This window comes from Sphingobium herbicidovorans (assembly GCF_002080435.1).
GTDB lineage: Bacteria > Pseudomonadota > Alphaproteobacteria > Sphingomonadales > Sphingomonadaceae > Sphingobium > Sphingobium herbicidovorans.
Genome location: NZ_CP020538.1, coordinates 942,277 through 964,039 on the forward strand (window position 1 = coordinate 942,277; position 21,763 = coordinate 964,039).

Below are 21,763 nucleotides of genomic sequence, written 5' to 3' on the forward strand. Positions count from 1 at the left end.
TATTGTCTACTTAAAGAATAGAATTATCGTCTCTTCAGGCAACTGGAGAGGATCACGCCATGGAGCGATTCGGACATCTGGGTGACGCACGCAACCCGGTCGTGCTGACCATACCGGGCCTCAACAATAGCGGGCCGGACCATTGGCAGAGCCTTTGGGAAAGCAGACGCGGCGATTGCCAGCGGGTCGATCTGGGCAGTTGGGCCAGCCCTGGCCGTAACGCCTGGGTCACGCGGCTTGACGCCGCAATTCGGGAAGCGGACGGGCCGATCATCCTGGCGGCACACAGCCTCGGCTGCCTCGCCGTGGCCTGGTGGGGCGCGTTGCAAAGTCAGGCTTATGGCTGGCCGGTGACCGGGGCCTTGCTGGTCGCTCCGCCCGATTGCGACAGGATGGAAACGCCTGAAACGATCGGCGGGTTCGGCCCCACGCCGCGTGCGCAACTACCCTTCCCATCCTTTGTCGTGGCCAGCCGCAACGACCCCTATATCTTCTTCGAACGCGCACACAGTATCGCGAAAAATTGGGGCAGCACCTTCGTCGATGCGGGTCATTGCGGCCATATCAACGCCGATTCCGGTCTTGGACAGTGGGACTTCGGTCAAATGCTGCTCGACCGGCTGGTAGACGATGCGCATGAACAGGCCGCTGTGATACGGCAAATGCGGCCAGCCACAACCCTTCCCCATCATGAAAGACGAATGAGCGCGTTGCGGATGATCAACTGACATGACGGGCGCCACAAGGCTGGCTTGGGTGTCCGATATATTTGCTTTTTTGTCTATTAAATCAGTTGAGATAAAGGTCGGGTCAGAGGTGCTTGTGAGTGACAATCCGACAATCCCATTCGCCAGCAACGGCGGCGTGCAAGGCCAGCGGCACGACATCGCCGTCAGCGTGGAAAAGGTTCGTGGCGTGCTTGAAGCACTGCGTTTCGGGTCGATCACCTTGACCGTGCACGACGCGCGCGTCGTCCAGATCGACGTGACGGAAAAGACTCGGCTCACCGCCTGACACCAGGCCAGCCTTCAGTAACCGGCGGCCGGAATGGGCCGCTGACTATCCATATCCATCCAAGACATCGGTTTTGACCGGACCACCGGAAATGCCGCGATCAACATTCACCGAAATAAGGGGAATTTTTCATGATTGCGCGTTCCTTGCTGCTCGCCACCACGGCGAGCGCATCCTTCATTGCGTCCGGCGTCCATGCGGCGGACAGCGTTCCAGCCGCCGCCGCTGCTGACGCCGCCGCAGAGCAAAGCAGCCCGCGTGGCGAGGTAATCATCGTCACCGCCCGCCGCCGCGCGGAAACCGCGCAGCAAGTGCCGCTGGCCATCTCGGTGATCCGTGGCGACAGCATCGAAGCGACCGGCAACTTCAACGTGGTGAAGCTCCAGCAGCTTGCGCCGACGCTTCAGGTCTATACCACCAATCCGCGCAACACCTCGGTCAACATCCGTGGGCTGGGCGTGCCGTTCGGCCTTACCAGCGACGGATTTGAACAGGGCGTCGGCATCTATGTCGATGACGTCTATAATTCGCGCGTCGCCGCCGCGACCTTCGACTTCCTTGACGTCAACCAGGTTGAGGTGCTGCGCGGCCCGCAAGGCTCGCTCTACGGCAAGAACACAACGGCGGGCGCGATCAATATCACGACCAACCAGCCGACCTTCGATTTCGAAGGCCGCGCCGAACTGTCCATCGGGAACCTCAACTACCGGCAAGCAAAGGCTGCTATATCCGGCCCCTTGTCTGAAACGGTCGCTGCCCGCCTCGCCGTCGCCGCGACCAGCCGCCGGGGACCATCTACAACGTCACGTCGCAACGCTGGATCAACGAACAGGACAATCTGGGCATTCGTGGCCAGCTGCTGTTCCGGCCCAATGACGATCTCAGCGTCACGCTGTCGGGCGACTATAGCAGGCAGGATCCCGAATGCTGTGGCACCACCTTCGTCCGCGTCGGCCGCACGCAGCGCCCGCTCAACCGCCAATATGACGCGCTTGCCGCGGCGCAGGGCTATGTCGCGCCCAGCCGCAATCCTTATGATCGCTTGACCGATCTCGACAGCAATCTGAACGCGGGCAACAAGATCGGCGGCGTGTCGGCGCGCATCAAGTGGGACATCGGCCCCGGCACGCTCACCTCCGTCACTGCCTGGCGCTTCTGGGACTGGAAGCCGGAAAATGACCGCGATTTCACCGGCCTGTCGATCGTCTCCCGCTCGCAAAACCCTTCGCAACAGGACCAGTATAGCCAGGAATTTCGCTATAATTACGAAAGCCAGAAGATCGACTTCGTGGTCGGCCTATTCGGCTTCAAGCAGCGGATCGACACGCAGGGCACCGAACAGCAGGGCGTCAACGCTGCCCAGTGGAGCCTTGCGCCCTCGTCCGATCCGTTGAACCCGGCCAACAATCCTGCGACGCTCGCGGGCCTGACCGCCAGCAATACGCAGTATCTGAAGGCGGACAGCGCCGCCCTGTTCGGTCAGCTCAGCTGGAAAGTCACCGACGCACTGACGCTTCAGCCCGGCCTTCGCCTCAACTACGACAAGAAGTCCGGCTTCTATCAGCGTGTCGTCACAAACGCGCAGGGCCAGGCCATCAGCTGCACGCCCACGCCAGCGCCGGGCACCATCGCGGGCACGTCGCAGCAGTGCGGCGTCTACCAGCCGCAGGTCAGCGCCCCGTCCGACAGCGCGTGGAACTTCACCTATGACTTCAACGTCAACTACAAGGTCGCCCGCGACGTTCTGGCCTATGCGACCTACGCCAAGAGCTTCAAGACGCTCGGCATCAACCAGAACGGCTTGCCGCTCAACATCGACAATACAGTCAACTACGACGCCGCGACGGTGAAGCCGGAATCGGTGCAACATTTCGAAGTGGGCCTCAAGACCCAGCTGTGGGATCGCCGCGCGACCTTCAACGTCTCCGCCTTCCGCACCACGATCAAGGACTTCCAGGCGACGGTGAATGGCGGCCAGTTCGGCACCGTGCGCGGCTACCTCGCCAACGCGGAAAAGGTCCGGTCGCAGGGCATTGAAGCGGACTTCAAGGTGGTCGCAAGCGACCGCTTCACCGCTTACGCGAACGCGGCTTACACCGACGCGAAATACAAGAAGTCCACCAACGCGCCTTGCCCGCCCGAACTGTCGGGCGGACCGTCGCAGCCCGCTGGCGTCCCGGCCGACTATTCCCAGCCAGGCGTACCGGGGGCACCCAGCCCTCGCCAGTGCGACATTTCCGGTCAGGACCTGCCCGGCGTGTCCAAATGGGCTTTCTCCTACGGCGCGGAATATAACATCCCGGTGACGCTGCTGGCGAAGGAAGGCCAGGTCTATCTGGGCATCGACGGCAACTACCGCTCACGCTGGAACTCCAACGCCTCGCCCTCGCGCTACACCGAAGTAAAGGGCTATGCCCTGACCAACTTCCGCGCCGGTTTCCGTGGCGAAGGCTTCGATGTGTTCGGCTGGGTCCGCAACGCCTTCTACGTCAACTATATCGAAAATCTCCAGGTTGCGCCGGGCAACACCGGCCTGATCGCCGGCCAGCCCGGCGACCTGCGGACATGGGGCGGAACGCTCAAATTCTCGTTCTGATACCGTAACGATATTCACCCCTGCGGGAGCGGCACAGGCCCGCCGCTCCCGTTCTTTTTCAATTCGCCATTTCCTTCATTAAATCCGCTTCGCCCAAACTGGCCCTGCACCCGATTTGCGCCATTACCGCCGCTGCTGTAAAGCGCAGCCATGTCCACCACCTTCACGCTCGACACATCCACCAGCCGCGCCAATCCTACCCCCGCGCCGATGAAGCGGCTGACCGTCCCCGCCATCCAGCGCCGCAAGGCGGAGGGCAAAACGGACGAACCGCTGGTGATGCTGACCGCCTATACCGCCCGGCAGGCGCAGCTTCTCGATCCCCATTGCGACATGCTGCTGGTCGGCGACTCGCTCGGTCAGGTGATCTACGGCCTGCCTTCGACCCTTGCCGTCACGCTCGACATGATGATTGCCCATGGCGCAGCCGTGGTCCGCGGCAGCTATCACAGCCTCGTTTTGGTCGACATGCCCTTCGGCAGCTACGAAGCATCCCCCGCCCATGCCTTCGCCAGCGCCAGCCGCGTCATGGCCGAAACCGGTTGCGCCGCCGTCAAGCTGGAGGGCGGGCAGGCCATGGCCGAAACCATCGCCTTCCTTTCCCAGCGCGGCATCCCGGTCATGGCCCATGTCGGCCTCACGCCGCAGGCGGTAAACGCGCTCGGCGGCTACGGCGCGCGTGGCAAGAGCCAGGAAGAACATGCCAAGATCATGGACGACGCCCGCGCCGTGGCCAAGGCGGGCGCGTTCGCCGTGGTCCTTGAAGGCGTAATGGAAGACCTCGCCGTCGCCATCACCGACAGCCTCGACATCCCCGTCATCGGTATCGGCGCTTCCGCGCATTGCGATGGCCAGGTGCTGGTTGCAGAGGACATGCTCGGCATGTTCGAACGCACGGCCCGCTTCGTCAAACGGTACGAAAATCTGGCCGACACCATCAGCGGCGCGGCCGAACGCTACGCCGCCGAAGTGCGCAACCGCAGCTTTCCAACCGCAGATCAGGTCTATCGGCCTAAAAAGTGATTTGCGCTAAGCGCCGCCGCCGCTATTGATCGCGCCTTCCGCGAGCTTTTTCTGACGCCTATCTGGAGACCCAAGTGGCCCTGACGCCGCAAAACAGCGAAGCCTTCATGCGTGAGGTGAATGACGCCGTCCGCCAGGACCAGCTGCTGACCTTCTGGCAGCGCTTTGGTCGCTGGATCGTCGCGCTCGTCATCATTGGCCTCGCTGCCTTCGCCGGCTGGCTCTATTGGCAGCATCACAGCACCACCCAGTCCCAGGCCGTTTCGGAAGAAATGGACAAGGTGATCGCGACGGCCGAGGGCGGGGGTTCGCCGGACGCCAAGCAGCTCGACACCCTCGTTAACGCCCGCCAGCCCGGCTTCCGCGCCTCGGCTCTGCTCGTCAAGGCAGGGACGGCCGCCCGCAAAGGCGATAACAAAGCCGCGATAGCCGCTTACAAGGCGATGGCGGCCGACAGCTCGCTCGATCAGCCCTATCGGGACCTCGCCCTCATCCGCCAGACGACATTGGAGTTTGAGGCGCTGAAACCCCAGCAGGTCGTCGATCGGCTCAAGCCGCTTGCCGTTGAAGGCGCGCCGTGGTTCGGCAGCGCGGGCGAGCTGGTGGCCATCGCCTATATGAAGATGCGCAAACCCGATCTCGCCGGGCCGCTGTTCGCCGCGATGGCGAAGGATGCAAGCGTGCCCCAGTCGATCCGTTCACGCGCAAGACAGATGGCGGGACTATTGGGAATAGACGCGGTCGAAACGCCGGCCGAGCCTGGACAGGAATGAAGATAAGCGCATGGGGATGGACAGCATGACGAAATTCGCGGGCGCGCGCCGCGCCCTGACCGTGGCTGCGATGGTCGCGCTGCTGGCGGGCTGCGGCATCATTGGCGGCAAGAAGGGCGGACCCAAGACGCCGGTAGTCGGTAATCGCGTGTCGATCCTGACCAACGAGCAGGGCGTGGAGGTTGATCCGACCCTGGCCGATGTGCCCGTGTCGTTGCCGGAACCCTATGTGAATAACCAATGGGAGCAGCCGGGCGGTTCCCCGTCGAAGGCCATGGGCCACCTCGCGCTGAGCACGTCGCCCGCAACCAGCTGGACCGCCTCGATCCAGGGCAGCACGCCCAGGGCGCGACTTGCGTCCGCCCCGGTCATCGCCAATGGCAAGCTCTATGTCATCGATGCCGACGCCCGCGTCATCGCGTTCGATGCCAACAGCGGCGCGAAACTGTGGCAAACCGCCCTCCCCTCCAAGGGCAGCGGCCCTTCCTTGTTCGGCGGCGGCGTCAGCATCGTCGATGACAAGGTTTATGCCAGCACCGGCGTTGGCGACGTGGCTGCGCTGAATGCAGCGGACGGCTCCATCCTTTGGAAAAAGCGCCCTGGCGGTCCGCTGCGCGGCGCGCCCACGCTCGCCAACGGCCATGTCTATGTGATGAGCCAGGACAACCAGATCTTCGCCCTGAACCAGAGCGATGGCGAAGTGCAGTGGACCGACAGCGGCACGCTGCAGGTAACCGGCGTGTTCGGCGTGGCTGCTCCCGCTGCCGCTCAGGGGACCGTGATCGCTGGCTACAGCTCGGGTGAAATCACCGCCTACCGTTACGAAAATGGCCGTACGCTGTGGGGCGACGCGCTTTCCCGCACCAGCATCTCGACGGCGGTCGCTTCGCTGACCGACATCGATGCCAATCCGGTTGTCGATCGCGGGCGCGTTTTCGCTATCGGTCAGGGTGGCCGCATGGCTTCCTATGAACTGGTGAGCGGCCAGCGCCTGTGGGAACTCAATGTTGCGGGCATTTCAACGCCCTGGGTCGCTGGTGAATGGGTGTTCATCGTGACCAGCGACGCCAAGCTGCTGTGCGTCGCCCGCGCCACCGGCAGGATTCGCTGGATCAGCCAATTGCGGCGCTGGGAAAAGGAAAAGAAAAAGGCTAATGCGATCCGCTGGACCGGCCCTGTGCTGGCGGGTGGTCACCTGGTGCTGGTATCGACGCATGGCGACCTGAATTATGTCGACCCGGCAACAGGCTCTGTCCAGAAGTCGGTCGATATGGATCGTTCGATGTCGCTGCCGCCGGTCGTCGCCAACAACATACTCTATATCCTGGCCGATGACGGCCGCCTCACGGCGCTGCGCTAGGATAGCCGCTAAGGAAGGAACGGGCCCTCATCATGCTGCCCACAGTTGCTATTGTAGGGCGGCCCAATGTGGGCAAGTCCACCCTGTTCAACCGGCTTGTCGGCAAGAAGCTGGCGCTGGTCGATGACCAGCCCGGCGTCACGCGCGACCGGCGTGAGGGGCAGGCGAACCTGCTGGGCGTCGATTTCACCGTCATCGACACCGCGGGCTATGAGGATGAAGATCCCCAGACCCTGCCCGGCCGCATGCGCATGCAGACGCAGGCAGCGGTCGAAAGCGCCGACGTCGCCCTGTTCCTGATGGATGCGCGCGCGGGCGTCACCCCGCTCGATGAAGAAATCGCCCGCTGGCTACGCGAAGGCGATCTCCCGGTTGTGCTGGTCGCCAACAAGGCGGAAGGACGGCAGGGCGGCGATGGCGTAATGGAGGCGTTCAGCCTGGGCCTTGGCGAACCCGTCCCCCTTTCGGCCGAACATGGGCAGGGCATGGCCGATCTGTTCCAGGCGCTCCTTCCCCATATCGACCGCGAGGAAGAGGAAGAGGCGGAGGAGGTCGAGCCCAGCGAGGCCGATCTGGAGGCCGCCCCGCTGAAGCTCGCGATCGTGGGACGCCCGAACGCGGGAAAATCGACCCTCATCAATCGACTGCTCGGCGAAAATCGCCTGCTCACCGGCCCCGAAGCAGGCATCACCCGCGACAGCATCGCGGTAGATTGGAAATGGACGAGCCCGGACGGCGAAGAACGCCCCGTCCGCCTGATCGACACAGCGGGCATGCGCAAACGCGCCAAGGTGCAGGACAAGCTGGAAAAGCTCGCCGTTTCCGATGGCTTGAACGCTGTGAACTTCGCCGAAGTGGTCGTCCTCCTGCTCGATTCCACCCGTGGCCTGGAGGCGCAGGACCTGCGCATCGCCGACAAGGTGCTGGAGGAAGGGCGCGCACTGGTCGTGGCGCTCAACAAATGGGATACGGTAGAGCATGGCTCGGCCCTCTATCAGGGCATCAAGCAGGCGCTTTCCGATGGCTTGGCCCAGATACGCGGCGTTCCGATCATGACCGTATCGGGCGCGACCGGCAAAGGCCTGGACGACCTTATCCGTGTTGCGTTCGAAACCCGAACCGCCTGGTCGCAGCGCGTTTCCACCGGCATCCTCAATCGCTGGTTCGAACGCGCGCTGGAAGCCAATCCACCGCCCGCTCCCGGCGGCAAGCGGATCAAGCTGCGCTACATCACGCAGAACAAGACCCGACCGCCTACCTTCGTGCTGTTCGGCACCCGGCTGGACGAGTTACCCGAAAGCTATCGTCGTTACCTCGTCAACGGCATCCGCAAGGAACTGGGTTTCGGGGCGGTGCCCGTGCGACTGACCCTGCGCAGCGCCAAAAATCCCTATGCCACCAAATGATCCCGTCCATGTCGATGCCAGGGGTATGAAATGCCCCTGGCCCGCCTTGCGCGCCGCGCGCGCGATGCGGGCTGCCCACGCGGTGACAGTCGAAACCGACGACCCCAATGCCGCACGTGAGCTTGAGGCGCTGACCCGGCAGCATGGCTGGCAATTCATCGCGACCACGACACATCGCTTTGAACTGATGCGCAGTTGCCAAGGTCAGCCTGCCCCAGACCCGGCGGCTTAACCTGCTGTTTACGCTCCGCTTCTATTGTGAAGCCGAAACAAGGAGTGTCGCAGGGTGTCATATCAAGAGGCAGAACTGGTCAACCAGGCCGATCTAGCCAAATCCAGATCGGAACTCGGCAGCGCGTTTCTAAGGATTCTTGGCTATTTCCGCGAGGATGGCGACAAGGCTATCGGTGCGATCGAGCAGGCGATGCGCGAACGCAGCGCGGTGGCGCTCGTGACCCCGGCTCACACTCTGAAGGGCGAATCGGCGCAATTCGGCGCGCATCGCCTCAGCAGCATGGCCGAACGGATCGAAATGGTGGCCCGGCGCTGCGTGGAAACACGCGAAGGCCCGGACGAACTGATCGAGGTGGTCGTCGGCCTGCGTCCCTGCTTTACCGAGACGATGTCCCTGCTCGACCGCGATTCCAATCCGCTGGTCGCGCGGCGCCCGGCTACGTTCGGCCGTCGCAGCGATGCGCCTCAGGGCTTCGGCCGGGCAATCTGATCAACAGCCAGATCAAGTATTGAAATAAAACGGATCATCCCCCCATATGCGGCGGATGATCCGTTTTTCCGTTCTGGACCTTGTCCCCGTTGTTGAGGGAAAAAGCGTCCGCGAAGCGCTGGCCAATGCGGCCGTTTTTGCCGCCCATGCCGAACAGCTCGGCTTTCACCGCTATTGGGTGGCGGAGCATCATGGAATGCCCGGCATCGCATCGGCCGCGACTTCCGTAGTGTTGGCGCATGTCGGTCACGCGACATCGACCATCCGTATCGGAGCCGGGGGATCATGCTGCCCAATCACGCGCCGCTGCTGATCGCTGAGCAGTTCGGAACGCTGGCCGCCCTGTTTCCCGGCAGAGTGGATCTGGGGCTGGGCCGGGCGCCGGGATCCGATCAACGCGTCGCTCAGGCGATGCGGCGGACGCTGGCGGGCGGGCCTGATGAGTTTCCCCGCGATGTCATGGAACTTCAGGCCTATTTCGCCGGCGATTCGCGGCTCGGATTCCAGGCGACGCCGGGGGCTGGCGAAACAGTGCCCCTATGGATCCTGGGGTCCAGCCTCTATGGCGCGCAACTCGCTGCGGCATTGGGCCTGCCCTATGCCTTCGCATCGCATTTCGCGCCGGGCGCTCTGGAGGACGCCATTGCCATCTATCGCCGCGATTTCCGTCCATCGGCTCAACTTGATCGTCCCTATGTGATGGCTGGATATAATGTGTTCGCTGCAGACACAGCCGACGAAGCGCGCCTGCTCGCCACTTCCATGCAACAGGCGTTTGTTCGCCTGCGGACAGGACAACCGGGCAAGCTGCAACCGCCTGTTCCGGGCTATTTTGAGAGCCTGCCCCCCGGCGCGCAGGCAATGCTGTCCGATGTGCTGAGCGCCACCAGCATCGGCAGCCAGGCGGAAGTGGAACGTGACATGGCAGCCTTCATCGATCGAACCGGTGTCGATGAACTGATCATCGGCGGGCAGGTTTACGATTTCGACGCCCGCAAGCGCAGTATGGAGATCGCCATGGCCGCTGCCAAAGCCGTCGCCGGATAGACGGTCAGCCCTCTATCAAGCGCCCCCCACTCAACACCTTCGCCATGGACGGCCAGGCCCGGCTGAGCATAGATCCCAGTATCAGCACCGCGACCAGCACGAGCAGTGGCTGGATCAACAGATAGGCGGGATAAAGGGGCGATCCGAGCTTGCCGAACAGCGCGCCCAACACCGGGCCGCCAAGCCAGATCAGGATGAGGTGGGAGCAGAACAGGAAAAAGGCGTAAGGCTCGATCCGCAGCAGCACCGCGCGCACCGGACTGCCCGCCAGCGCCCATGACAAGCGCCAGAAACACAGGGCGGCGGCGACGCGTACAGCAAGGTCCAGCAGGCCGATTTCGATCGGCACCCCCGCCGTCGCCTTCAGGGCAAAATGCAGCTGTACGCTCATGAGCAGCAGGAATGGCAGGACCGCCGCCATCCAGCCAAGGCTTGCCGCCCGTTCAGCCAACCCCGTCCGCCGCGCCATCATGCCGATCACGAAGAAGAACAGGATCGCAGGCCGCATCAACACAGGCGCGCCCCACCCCATCAGTTGCGACAGGGCCGCAGCGCCAGCAACAGCCCAAAGCATCGACGCTGGCAGGCGGACGAGCAGCGGCGCTGCGACCATGCACAGGAACAGGTCGCGAAGGAACGGCATCTGCACGTTGATGTCGGGATTGCGGCTGACGATGAACAATTCCTGGAACAGCCAGTCGGCCGAAACCGGCACGGGCGCCGACAGGCCAAGCCACCACGCTGCGCCAGAGACCAGCAGGATGCCCAGACCGTTCCACAGCACCATCGGCAACAGGATCGTCCGCGCCTTGCGCAGCACATGGCTGAACCAGTTGTGCGTCCGCAACGACCCGCCCACCAGCCAGCCCGATATAACGCCCAGCAGAGGCACCGCACTGCGGCCGAAAATTTCCATCAACAACCAGCGCAGATTTTCCTGCGGCGTGCCACGGACGATTTCCAGATCATGGCCGTTCAGGCCGGTCCAGGCATGGACGTAAACGACGCCCAATATGCAGATAACGCGCGCTATGGCGATCGCGTCGGATCGCCGCGTTGCGTCGGCCGTCATTGTCTGTGGCAAGCGAACATCCTGATCATCCAACCAGCCGTCGCCGATACGGATGGCAAACGATTCCCGCCAGAGCAGGCGTCATTTCCAGCGGCGGGAGGTGGCGATGATGAGGCAGGACGGATATTCAGGGCAAGAACGCCCTGTTGTCGCGGCACGATCGGGGCTTGATAGCCAATTCTTTACCTCTCCGCAGTTAAACCAGTGGGAAGTCCGGCAGTGCGCCGACTATGGATCGAGAGGGGCGTATGAGCCACATGCCGGGAGTTGCCGAATTTACTCATGCCCCTGCCTATGCGCAGCCGAATTCGGCGGCGGCTATAGGCGACGTGTTCCAGATAGCCGGTTCCAGTTCCAAAGTGCTGATCGACGCTGCCTGCATCGCCGCACTGGCGCATGATGCCGATCCCTGCATCGCCATGGCAGGACAGGTTGGCAGCCAGGTGAAGATGCGCGTCGGCAACAGCTGGCTGATCGCCAGCGTGCGCTCGCTGGCGCTGGACCGCCAGGAAAAGGGCGTAATTATCGCGGACATCGATTTCCTGGGTGAGGGCGACGAGGAAAAACTTACCGGCCGCATCTACCGCTTCCGCCGCGGCGTGACGCGCTATCCAGCGCCCGGCACCGAAATCTTTCCGGTCTCAAGCACCGACATGCAGCAGATCTATGCGGCGGATGACAGGCCCCATGTGCAGATCGGCACGGTCTACCCCACTGCTGACACCCGCGCCGCTCTCTATGTCGATTCCATGCTGGGCAAGCATTTCGCGCTGCTGGGTTCGACCGGCACCGGCAAATCGACAAGCGCAGCGCTCATTCTCCACCGCATCTGCGATCTGTCGCCCGAAGGCCATATCGTGATGATCGATCCCCATGGCGAATATGGGGCCGCGTTCACGCAAAATGGCGCGGTGTTCGACGTGGGCAATCTCGCCCTTCCCTATTGGTTGATGAACTTTGAGGAACATTGCGAGGTGTTCGTCACCTCCCAGGGTTCCGATCGCACAGTAGATTGTGACATCCTGGCCAAGTGCCTGCTCGCCGCTCGCCAAAAGAACCGGCTGGCAGAGAGCATTGGCCGGCTGACAGTCGATTCGCCGATCCCCTATCTGCTGTCCGACCTCACCAACATCCTGCAGAATGAAATGGGGAAGCTCGACAAGGGGACCGGCGCCCTTCCCTATATGCGGCTCAAGACCAAGATCGACGAGATCAAGGCCGATCCGCGCTACAGCTTCATGTTTTCCGGCATGCTTGTCGCCGACACGATGCAGGAATTTCTGGCGAAGATTTTCCGCCTGCCTTCTGGCGGGAAGCCGATCTCCATCATCGACGTGTCAGCCATGCCATCGGATATTACGTCCGTAGTCGTGTCGGTGCTGTCGCGACTGGTGTTCGACTATGCTATCTGGGCGCGCGACGAGCAGCAGAGGCCAATCCTCCTGGTTTGCGAGGAGGCCCATCGATACATCCCTAGCACGACATCCGGCTCAGGTCAGGCCGTGCGCCGCATTCTGGAGCGGATTGCAAAGGAAGGCCGCAAATACGGCGTATCGCTGGGCCTCATAACCCAGCGCCCGTCCGACCTGGCCGAAGGCGTGCTGTCGCAATGCGGCACCATCATTTCCATGCGCCTCAACAACGATCGCGACCAGGCATTTGTGAAGGCCGCAATGCCCGAAGGCGCGCGCGGCTTCCTGGATTCCATTCCGGCGCTGCGCAATCGCGAGGCTATAATCTGCGGTGAAGGCGTCGCCGTGCCGATCCGCGTGGCGCTGGACAATCTTGAGGAAGAACGCCGCCCTGCTTCGGGCGACCCCAGCTTCACCGAACTCTGGCGCCAATCAGGCGGCGAAGCCGACATTCTCGACCGCACCATCACCCGCTGGCGCAGCCAAGGACGCTGAACCCGTCAGCCCGCAGGCGCCAGCCGCCCTGCGGGCTCGCTTTCCGCACTGATGGTCTCGCGGCACTCTTCCTCATGAACGGGGGTGAGCAGCTTCGCCTTGCGCCAACCGCCATGCAGATAGACGAGGCCAGCGAGCAGCAATGATGACCCGGAACTCACGGGGAAGCTCAACCATAGCGCATCGGAACCCAGATAAGGGTAGCCGAAATGATAGAAGGCCAGCCGCACGCCAAGCAAAGTGAAGATCAGGATGAGCAGCGGCTTCACCACGACGCCGTTGGCGCGCATCGCCCCGAACAGGATCATGGTGAAGCCAAAGAGCATGAAGCTCCAGCTCGCCAGCAATTGCATGTGCCAGGCAGCGTCGATCGCGGGCTGGTTGCTGCCGAGAAAGAGCGACAGCAGCGGAGCATGAAACAACAGGATCACGCCGATCATCGCGCCGGTAACCAGCAGCAAATAGCCCAGGCCATAGCCGGTGATCCGGCTGATCCTGTCCCACCGGCCTGCGCCGATATTCTGCGCCGCCATGGCGCTGACCGCTGCACCCATGGACATGGCCGGCATCTGCAAATAGGTCCAGATCTGCTGCGCAGCGCCATAGGCGGCCGTGACGAGAAAACCTTCCCGATTGACGAGGCCGATCATCACCAAACCCGTGGCCGACATCACGATCATCTGCAGGCCCATCGGCAGACCCTTGCCAAACAAGACGCGCAACTGGTGGCGGGCCGGGCGGAGATAGCGCAACTCGCGCCCGCGCAGCCGCAGCGGCAGATCCTTGACATGGATGTAGATGATCAGGCCGATCAAACTGACAACGCCTGCCGCCGCCGTAGCCGCCGCAGATCCGCCAATGCCCATCGCCGGTATGGGTCCCAATCCCAAAATCAGAACCGGATTGAGCACCAGATCGACGCCCACGCTAACGAGCATGAAGATCAACGGCGTCCGCGCATCACCGGTCCCGCGCAGGCCCATCATCATCGTGACACTAACCAGCGTGGCCGGCATGGCGATGAAGATGACGCGCAAATAGGTGAGCGCCAGATCATAGGCTTCGGCCGGGGTCGCAAGCAGGCGCAGCATGGCCGGAGCGCCAAACCATCCGGCAGTCGCAACGACTACGCCCAATAGCGCGCAGAACCCTATGGCGCTGCCGAATGCCTGGCGGGCGGCGTCCATGACGCCCCGACCCGCCGCTTGCGCGATCATCACGGTCGACGCCATGCCAAAACCAAAGACGATGGAGAACATCAGGAACATCGTGATGTTCGCGTTCGCGGTGGCGGCCAGCGCCTGCGGACCCAGGAAGCGGCCGACCCAAATGGCGTTGATCGACCCGTTCAGCGACTGAAGCACGTTGGACGCCAGCGTGGGGATGGCGAACAGCAGCAAAGTCGATGCAATAGGTCCTTGGGTCAGGTCTTTCGCACCGCGCTTTTCAACCGCCATTCTTTTGCCACTCCCGTTTCGGCGCACAGTAGCCGATCAGGCGAGCCGATCCAGCGCAGCCTTCAGCCTTTCCGCCTCTGCGGCTTTTTCAGCATGGTCGTCGCGCGCCTTGGCGACCGCTTCGGGCTTCGCCTTTTCCACGAAACTGGCATTGGACAGGCGACCGGACAGGGAGTCGCGCTCCTTCTCCGCGCTGGCGAGCGCCTTGGCGAGCCGCGCCTTCTCCGCGGCAATATCGATAACGCCTTCCAGCGGCAGGATGAATGTCGCTTCATCGACAACCACCTGCGCCGCTCCCCCTTCGACCGCATCGCCGAAGGAAAGGCTTTCAACCCGTCCGATGCGTGCGAGCGCCCCGCCCTGGCGATCTATCCGGCGGCGCGTCTCTTCTGACGCGTCGTGCACCACCACGGCGAGCTTGGCGCCCGGCGGCACGTTAAGTTCGGTGCGCGCCGTCCGCATCGCGCTGATCAACCGGATCAACCAGTCGATCTCGGCCTGCGCCTCGCTATCCACCGCGTAAAGCGCCTGCGGCCAGCGGGCTACGATCAGCTCGTTTTTGCGCGTGCCGGTCAGGTTCCATAACTCTTCGGTAATGAACGGCATGAAGGGATGCAGCATCACCAGGATCTGGTCGAATGCCCAGCCCGCGACGGCCCGGGTTTCCTCATCCATCGAACCCTTCGTCAGTTCGATATACCAGTCGCAAAACTGGTCCCAGACGAAGTGATAGATGGCATTGGCCGCCGCGTCGAAACGCAGTTCGGCCATGGCGGTGTCGATCGCCTGCACGGTCGCGACCGTTTCGGCAATGATCCAGCGGTTTGCCGGAGCTTCGGCATGGGGCGCTTCATGGGCGGTTGAGGCGGTAACGCCGTTCGACTGTAAAAAGCGCGCCGCGTTCCACAGCTTGGTCGCGAAGTTGCGATATCCCTCGACGCGCTTCTCATCCATCTTCACATCGCGGCCCTGGCTTTCCATGGCAGACATGAAGAAGCGCAGCGCATCCGCGCCGAACTTGTCGATCAGACCGAGCGGATCGACGACATTGCCCTTGGACTTGGACATTTTCTGCCCGTCCGCCGCGCGCACCAGCCCGTGCAGGTAGAGCTTGCGCCAGGGCACATCGCCCATGAACTCCATCCCCTGCATCGCCATGCGCGCATCCCAGAAGAACAGGATGTCGAACCCGGAAATCAGCAGGTCGTTGGGATAATGACGCTGTAATAAACTGCGACCCGTTTGGGTTGAGCTTGTCGAAGCCCCGTCCCTACCGTTCAAAGAGGCGTGCTGCCCTTCGACAAGCCCAGGGCCAACGGCGGCTTCTTCTTCCGGCCAGCCCAGCGTGCCGAAGGGCCAAAGCGCGGAGGAGAACCAGGTGTCGAGTACGTCGGAATCGCGGGTGAGCTTCCTGTTACCGGCGAGCGCCTGCGCTTCCTGTTCGCTTTCCGCGACATAGGGATTGCCATCCTCGTCATACCACGCCGGTATTTGATGCCCCCACCACAGCTGCCGCGACACGCACCAGGGCTGGATATTCTCCATCCAGTTGAAGAATGTCTTTTCCCAGGTCTTGGGAACAATCTCGATCCGCCCGTCACGCACCGCCTGCATGGGCGCGACGGCCAGCTTTTCCGCATCGACATACCATTGGTCGGTCAGCCAGGGTTCGATGACCACGCCCGAACGGTCGCCAAAGGGCGTCTGGATGGTGCGCGGCTCGGCATCGGCCTCGACTTCCTCGCCATCCTTCGTCTTGCTGACATGCGGCACCAGCATGCCCAGCGTCTTCATCTCGGCCACCACCAGCTCACGCGCGCCATCGACGCCGTCACGCTTGAACCGATGCAGGCCCAGGAAGCGCTCGGGGATCAGCCCGTCGGCGGTCTGGATGACATTGGCGTCGGCGTCGAACATGTTGAGCATGTCGGCGGCCTTGAACCCCGCGCGCTTGCCCACCTCGAAATCGTTGAAGTCATGCCCCGGCGTAATCTTGACCGCGCCCGAACCCAGTTCCGGGTCGGCATATTCATCGGCGACGACCTTGAACCGGCGGCCCGTAATCGGCTGGAGGATGTCCTTGCCGATGACGTCCTTGTAGCGCGGGTCTTCGGGATGAACGGCAACAGCCATATCCGCCAGCATCGTCTCGGGCCGCGTGGTCGCGACGACAATATGGTCCGCGCCGCTCGCCAGCTTCACGCCATCGGCCAGAGGGTAGCGGAAATGCCAGAAGCCTCCCTTCACTTCCTTCGTCTCGACCTCAAGGTCCGAGATGGCCGAGCGGAAATGCGGGTCCCAATTCACCAGCCGCTTGTCGCGGTACAGCAGGCCGCGTTTGTGCAACTCGACAAAGACCTTCAGGACGGCCTTTGAAAAGCCTTCGTCCATCGTAAAGCGCTCATTGGCCCAGTCCATCGAGCAGCCCAGACGACGCAGCTGGCGCGTGATCGCGCCGCCGCTTTCCGCCTTCCATTCCCACACCTTCGCGACGAAATCATCGCGCGTGAAATCGGTGCGCTTCTGCCCGGCTGCGTTGAGTTGCCGTTCGACGACCATTTGCGTCGCGATCCCGGCATGGTCGGTGCCCACGACCCACAATGCGTCCTTGCCGCGCAGGCGCTCATAGCGGATCACTATGTCCTGCAGCGTATTGTCGAGCGCATGGCCGATATGCAGGCTGCCCGTCACATTTGGCGGCGGGTTGACAATGGTGAACGGCTCGGCCTCAGGACGCTCGGGCCGGAACAGGCCCTTGCTTTCCCAATGGGCGTACCAGCGGGATTCGATTTCGGCGGGGTCAAATGTTTTGGGCAGTTCGGTCATGGGAAGGCGCCTTAATGCCCCTTCCCCGACCATTCCAGCGCTTTTACCGCTTGGGCTGGCGGACGGCCCAATCCCGCATCAAAGCGCAGGCCGCTCGTTTAAGACGGTTTAGCGGCTGGTGATCCGCGCGATCTCCCTCGCCACCATGTCCTCGACCAGCGCCGGCAGACGAGCATCCAGCCATTCCTTGAGCATTGGCTTCAGCATCGAGCGGACCAGGCCATCCAGCGTGTTGTCCTCTCCATCCTTGGGCGTCACCAGCATGGAGGACAGGGCCGACAGGGAATGACGCGCGGCGACTTCGCTTTCGACGGACAGGATCGATGCGTCCTCCGCCACCGCTTCGGACAGCGGCGCGCGGGATGTCTTATGGGCAGGCATCACTTCCTCCGCTCCAACCTCGTCGGTCAGTTCCAACACTTCATCGATAACAGGATCGGCAGGATCGGCGGATTTTGAGCCCTGTTTGGACGCAGCATCGGACTTGCCGCGACGCGACACAGACTGCGCAGCCTCCTCGCCTTCCTCCGCAATAATGCGTTTGATGGACGAGAGGATGTCCTCCATCGAGGGTTCCTTGCTCATGTCGCCCATGAATTGCCCCTGTTAACCTTAAGGTTGTTGAGCCAACCCAGCAGGCACATTGGCATTTTGTGCAGGCGTGTCAACGGTTCGCGTCGCCTGAGGTCCAGGTGCGGGGTCGAAATCCCAATCGAACCACTTGCCCTTGACCCGCTCATAATTAACCATGGGGTTATAGAGGGCGCCCGTTTCCAGGCTAAGATCGTCCGCCTCGGCATGACCCATTGCCGCTAACAGGCTGAATCCCGCCACATAGGCATTGCGCCGCGCGGAAACCAACTGGACCTTGGCGTTGAGCGCTTCCTGCTCCGCATTCAATATGTCCAGAATCGTCCGGCTGCCCACCGAATTTTCCGCACGCACCCCTTCCAGCGAAAGGTTGGCCGCCTCCACCGCTTTCTGGTTCGACTCGATGCTTTGCAAGGATGCCTGCCAGCTTGCGTATGCAGACCGCGTCTGGGAGATGACCCCGCGCTCCACTTCGATTTCCTGCTCGATCGCCTGGGATTCAAGCGCCTGATTCTGCCGCACCTGCGCGGCCGGGCGTCCGCCCTGATAAAGCGGAAGGCGTAAAGTCGCGCCTGCAACGACCTGTTTGTTGGTCTGCGACGGGTCGGAGTTGCCGGGCTCGTTCAGTGAACCCAGAAAATGGGTATAGCTGCCCTGGGCGAAACCGGACAATGTGGGCAACACGCCTGCCTTCGCCACCTTCACATCATGACGCGCCGCTTCGCGCAGCTTGCGGGCGGAAATAATGTCAGGATTGTCGGCCAGCGCGACCTGTACCGCCGTTTCCGGCGTGGCGGGAAGGCCCGGCAGCGGCGGCGGCGGCTCCAGATCATCCGGGGCGCTGCCCACCAGCGCGATGTAATTTTCGCGGCTCGCGATCAGGTTGGCCTGCGCCGTCTGCAAATCCGACCGCGCAAGCGCCAGGCGCGATTCGGACTGGGCCACGTCGGTCCGGGTGAGATCACCGACCTCGAAACGGTCGTTGGTCGCCTGAAGATTGACGCCGAGCGCGCTGACATTCGCCTGATTGAGCGACACCACCGCGCTGTCACGGATCACATCCATATAGGCGGCGACGACCTGAGAAAAAATCGATGCTTCCGTGCCGCGGAGATTGGCCTGACCGGCTTCCACCCGGACCTTGGCCGCCTTTACGCCGTTACGAACGGCGCCGCCCTGATATATGGGCACGTTGACGCTGGCAGTGCCGGTGAGCGACCGGCTGGGCGCCAGGAAAGCGCGCGCTGGCTTTACCAGCAGTTCCTGGAACTCGGCGGTGGTGGAAATGTCGGGACGCCCGTCCGCCTTGCGGATCGGCACATTTTCATCGGTCGCCCGCTGCTGCGCGCGCGTGCCCGTCAGCGTGGGATTGGACAGATAGGCTCTGGCCAGCGCGCCCTGGAGCGTTTCGGCGCGCACGGTCCCAGCGTTGAGCAACAGCAAAACCGTGGCGGCGGAGTGCCGAAAGAACACCTGCTTTGCTGTCATGACTCCCCCGGCCTGTTAAAAAACGAAACGCTCCGGCGCAGAAAAACCGGGCAGAACAACCATCTCCAAATCCGCCAGACTGGCAAGGCCAAGCACGCCCGACACCACCCGCCCGCTGCACAGCCGCGTGACGCCGCGCTCAACAATACCCGTTACGACGCGCGCGCCATCGACAAGTTGCTGAACGAGTGCGGCGGGCACTTCCTCCACGGCTCCATCAATGAACAGCAAATCGTAGGGCGCATTATCAGCAGCGCCCTTGGCGAGCGGGCCGCGCACAACGGTAACGCCAGCGCCCAGCACCTGCGGCCCATCGCCAACCTCAACGGCGGTGACCTTCGCGCCCAGTTCCGCCAGAAGAGCGGCGCTGTAGCCGGTCGCCGCGCCGATCAGCAGGACCCGATCGCCTTCTTCAACCTGTGCTTCTTTCAGCAGGCGCCCGGTCACCAGCGGCGGATTGAGCGCACGCCCGTTTTCCAGCGGGATCGGGCGATCGACATAGGCCATCGCCCGGCGCGCGACCGGCACGAAATCCTCGCGCGGCACGTGCGCCATTGCGGCGATCACGCGCTGGTCATCGACATCGCTGGTACGAAGCTGGCTTTCGACCATTGCGGTCCGCATCGATGAAAAATTCTGATCGGTCACGACACTTCCTCGATTGGCACAACTGTATTGGGAAGACAATACAGCGCTAACGATACCGGACCTCTAGATCACGCGACCAGCAACGCCAAGCGGCTTTCCTTACCGATGAACGAGAATCTTGAAGCGATGCGCCATGGTCGCGCTTGACTTTGGAACAAAAGCCTCACATTTGCGGCGTCCCACATGCGCATGGCCCGATGGCGGAGTGGTTACGCAGAGGACTGCAAATCCTTGCACGCCGGTTCGATTCCGGCTCGGGCCTCCATTTCTGCTTCCAGAGACGTCCAAGAACGTCCGCACGCATTGCTGCTGGTTCTGAAAAGGTCGGGGCATCTACCGGAACCGACCAACTCATGCCGTACAGCCCCAGGCGCGTGGACGTCTGCGAGCGGCAAAAGCTGCCGATCGGAACGCCCCACCGCAGCCTACTGCGACATGGGCGATCACTCCGATTCCGCAACTTGGGTCAGGCCAAGCGCATCCTCATCGGCTGTCGCAGCGGCTAATTCAGCTTTCGCTGCGGCGATACGGGCCTGCGCTTCTATCAGCTTTACCTCGGCATTGGTCGCGCTTTCCTCGCGCTGGTTGACCAGGAAGAAGTCGCTTGATCCAAGTTCGAAACGACGCCGTTCGGCTACGGCCAGACGCTGCGCCAGCACACGTTCCCTTTCTGTCGTTGCGACCAGCTGGCCCGCGGTTTCGACCTCCAGGCCGATCGCAGCGACTTCGGCCCGGATCTTTTCGGCCAGAAACTGCTGCTTTACCGTCAGTTCGTCGATCTTCGCCTGCGTTTCGGCCAGCTTGCCTTTGGCTTTGCGGTTCTGGAGCGGGATCTTGAAGGTGACGCCGACGATCATCTCGAGAGGCGTCCGGCTTCGCCCACCGATACCCGTCGGCCCGATGTCCTTGGCTACCTCTCCTCCGAAGTCGATTCGGGGCAACAGGTCGTTGCGGGCAAGGGCCAGCTTGACAGTCGCCTTGTCGATTTCCTCAAGCATGATCGCGAAATCGGGGCGGCCTTCCAGATTGAAAGCAGGGTCCGTCCTGATCCCGTCCAGTGCCGTAGCATCGGTGGGCAGTCGCGCTTCGTCGACGATGATTGGCGTGCCATCGGCACCGCGATAATAAAGGGACAGCTTGACGGCTGCGGCCCGAAAATCCTGCCGCGCCTCTACGACGAACGCCTGCCGCCTTACGAGGTTCGCTTCGTTCTCGGTCAGGAGGATATCGGGTTTGGCGCCAAGCTGCACCTGACGCTCGATGCCGTTGGTACGCCCCCTGGCCAGCCCCAGCAGCGCCTCATACGCCTTGAGTTTCAGTCCGGCAGCGACCCATTTCTGATACGCATCCACCGCGCGCGCCTGAACCCCTATGCTCGTGGCTTTGGTTTCGAACCGGGCGATGTCGATGTCGTTGGCGGCCAGCCGGAACTCCGAACGCCGCGCATCGATCAACCGGTCGCGCATCAGCGAATAGAGCGCGCCGACCTTCAACTCACCCAGGCGGTTCGTATAGGACTTGTCCTCATAGACCGGGAAATCGCCGCGCGATGCCCGGTATTGCCCATAAAGATAGCCGCCATTGCCGCTGAGCGGCTGCTCGGCCTTGCCCGCGATTTCCGAGCCGTCGTAATAGCCCAGCACGCGGCTGCGGCCCTCTACGGCAAACACGGTGTCGAACGCACCCTGCGCCGTCAGCGCGCGCGCCTCGGCCTGCCGGTTGCGCGCCAGCGCCGCGATGATGTCAGGCGCGGACCGGGCCGACGATTGCAGCACCTCCTGCAGCGTCAGCGGAGCGGCGCTCGCGTTCGCCGATGGTGCGCGCATATCCT

General features: G+C 62.7%; 16 protein-coding genes, 1 tRNA gene and 2 pseudogenes. 12 read left to right on the forward strand and 7 right to left on the reverse strand.

The window, feature by feature from the left end:
• Positions 1–59 precede the first annotated feature (59 nt).
• The 10 genes and pseudogenes from B6S01_RS04575 (at position 60) to B6S01_RS04620 (ending at position 9,943) form a co-directional block, all read left to right on the forward strand.
• Complete coding sequence (locus B6S01_RS04575) at positions 60–728, forward strand: RBBP9/YdeN family alpha/beta hydrolase (protein ID WP_037461570.1); 669 nt, start codon at positions 60–62, stop codon at positions 726–728.
• A 94-nt stretch (positions 729–822) separates the two neighbouring features.
• Positions 823–1,014 carry a YezD family protein gene (locus tag B6S01_RS04580; protein WP_037462248.1) on the forward strand — a complete coding sequence of 64 codons (192 nt, stop codon included), beginning with the start codon at positions 823–825 and terminating at the stop codon, positions 1,012–1,014.
• Between the two features lie 131 nt (positions 1,015–1,145).
• Positions 1,146–3,610, forward strand: a pseudogene (locus B6S01_RS04585) (TonB-dependent receptor).
• Positions 3,611–3,760: 150 nt separating this feature from the next.
• A complete protein-coding gene (gene panB / locus B6S01_RS04590) occupies positions 3,761–4,633 on the forward strand; it encodes a 3-methyl-2-oxobutanoate hydroxymethyltransferase (RefSeq protein ID WP_037461566.1) in 873 nt (290 codons plus the stop codon).
• Between the two features lie 74 nt (positions 4,634–4,707).
• Positions 4,708–5,406 (forward strand): tetratricopeptide repeat protein, encoded by a 699-nt coding sequence (locus B6S01_RS04595; protein WP_037461565.1) that lies wholly within the window; start codon positions 4,708–4,710, stop codon positions 5,404–5,406.
• 16 nt (positions 5,407–5,422) lie between these two features.
• Positions 5,423–6,766: a PQQ-like beta-propeller repeat protein gene (locus tag B6S01_RS04600; protein WP_037461564.1), complete on the forward strand. Its 1,344-nt coding sequence runs from the start codon at positions 5,423–5,425 to the stop codon at positions 6,764–6,766.
• A gap of 32 nt (positions 6,767–6,798) precedes the next feature.
• A complete protein-coding gene (gene der, locus B6S01_RS04605) occupies positions 6,799–8,172 on the forward strand; it encodes a ribosome biogenesis GTPase Der (protein WP_037461563.1) in 1,374 nt (457 codons plus the stop codon).
• Positions 8,159–8,404: a sulfurtransferase TusA family protein gene (locus B6S01_RS04610; RefSeq protein ID WP_051907912.1), complete on the forward strand. Its 246-nt coding sequence runs from the start codon at positions 8,159–8,161 to the stop codon at positions 8,402–8,404. Before der ends, B6S01_RS04610 begins: the two co-directional genes overlap by 14 nt.
• Before the next feature lie 54 nt (positions 8,405–8,458).
• Positions 8,459–8,896, forward strand: a complete 438-nt coding sequence (locus B6S01_RS04615) for an Hpt domain-containing protein (RefSeq protein WP_037461557.1) — start codon at positions 8,459–8,461, stop codon at positions 8,894–8,896.
• Between the two features lie 55 nt (positions 8,897–8,951).
• A pseudogene (locus B6S01_RS04620) lies at positions 8,952–9,943 on the forward strand (LLM class flavin-dependent oxidoreductase).
• A gap of 4 nt (positions 9,944–9,947) precedes the next feature.
• Here the strand turns inward: B6S01_RS04620 and B6S01_RS04625 are convergent.
• A complete protein-coding gene (locus B6S01_RS04625) occupies positions 9,948–11,015 on the reverse strand; it encodes an acyltransferase family protein (RefSeq protein ID WP_407695191.1) in 1,068 nt (355 codons plus the stop codon).
• 248 nt (positions 11,016–11,263) lie between these two features.
• Between B6S01_RS04625 and B6S01_RS04630 the strand changes: the two genes are divergently transcribed.
• Complete coding sequence (locus B6S01_RS04630) at positions 11,264–12,922, forward strand: ATP-binding protein (RefSeq protein ID WP_037461554.1); 1,659 nt, start codon at positions 11,264–11,266, stop codon at positions 12,920–12,922.
• A 5-nt stretch (positions 12,923–12,927) separates the two neighbouring features.
• Here B6S01_RS04630 and B6S01_RS04635 read toward each other — a convergent pair whose 3' ends face one another.
• From B6S01_RS04635 to B6S01_RS04655, 5 genes are all read right to left on the reverse strand, one after another.
• Positions 12,928–14,379, reverse strand: a complete 1,452-nt coding sequence (locus tag B6S01_RS04635) for an MATE family efflux transporter (protein WP_037461551.1) — start codon at positions 14,377–14,379, stop codon at positions 12,928–12,930.
• A 36-nt stretch (positions 14,380–14,415) separates the two neighbouring features.
• Positions 14,416–17,205 carry a valine--tRNA ligase gene (locus B6S01_RS04640; protein WP_037461548.1) on the reverse strand — a complete coding sequence of 930 codons (2,790 nt, stop codon included), beginning with the start codon at positions 17,203–17,205 and terminating at the stop codon, positions 14,416–14,418.
• Between the two features lie 108 nt (positions 17,206–17,313).
• Entirely contained in the window at positions 17,314–17,799 is a 486-nt protein-coding gene (locus tag B6S01_RS04645) for a DUF2497 domain-containing protein (RefSeq protein WP_037461546.1), read from the reverse strand.
• Positions 17,800–17,817: 18 nt separating this feature from the next.
• Positions 17,818–19,284: a TolC family outer membrane protein gene (locus B6S01_RS04650; RefSeq protein ID WP_037461544.1), complete on the reverse strand. Its 1,467-nt coding sequence runs from the start codon at positions 19,282–19,284 to the stop codon at positions 17,818–17,820.
• 15 nt (positions 19,285–19,299) lie between these two features.
• Entirely contained in the window at positions 19,300–19,932 is a 633-nt protein-coding gene (locus B6S01_RS04655) for a protein-L-isoaspartate O-methyltransferase family protein (RefSeq protein WP_037461542.1), read from the reverse strand.
• A 191-nt stretch (positions 19,933–20,123) separates the two neighbouring features.
• Between B6S01_RS04655 and B6S01_RS04660 the strand changes: the two genes are divergently transcribed.
• Positions 20,124–20,197, forward strand: a tRNA-Cys gene (locus B6S01_RS04660).
• 178 nt (positions 20,198–20,375) lie between these two features.
• On the opposite strand, the gene B6S01_RS04665 is transcribed toward B6S01_RS04660, so the two are convergent.
• Complete coding sequence (locus B6S01_RS04665; RefSeq protein WP_037462237.1) at positions 20,376–21,758, reverse strand: TolC family protein; 1,383 nt, start codon at positions 21,756–21,758, stop codon at positions 20,376–20,378.
• Positions 21,759–21,763: the final 5 nt, after the last annotated feature.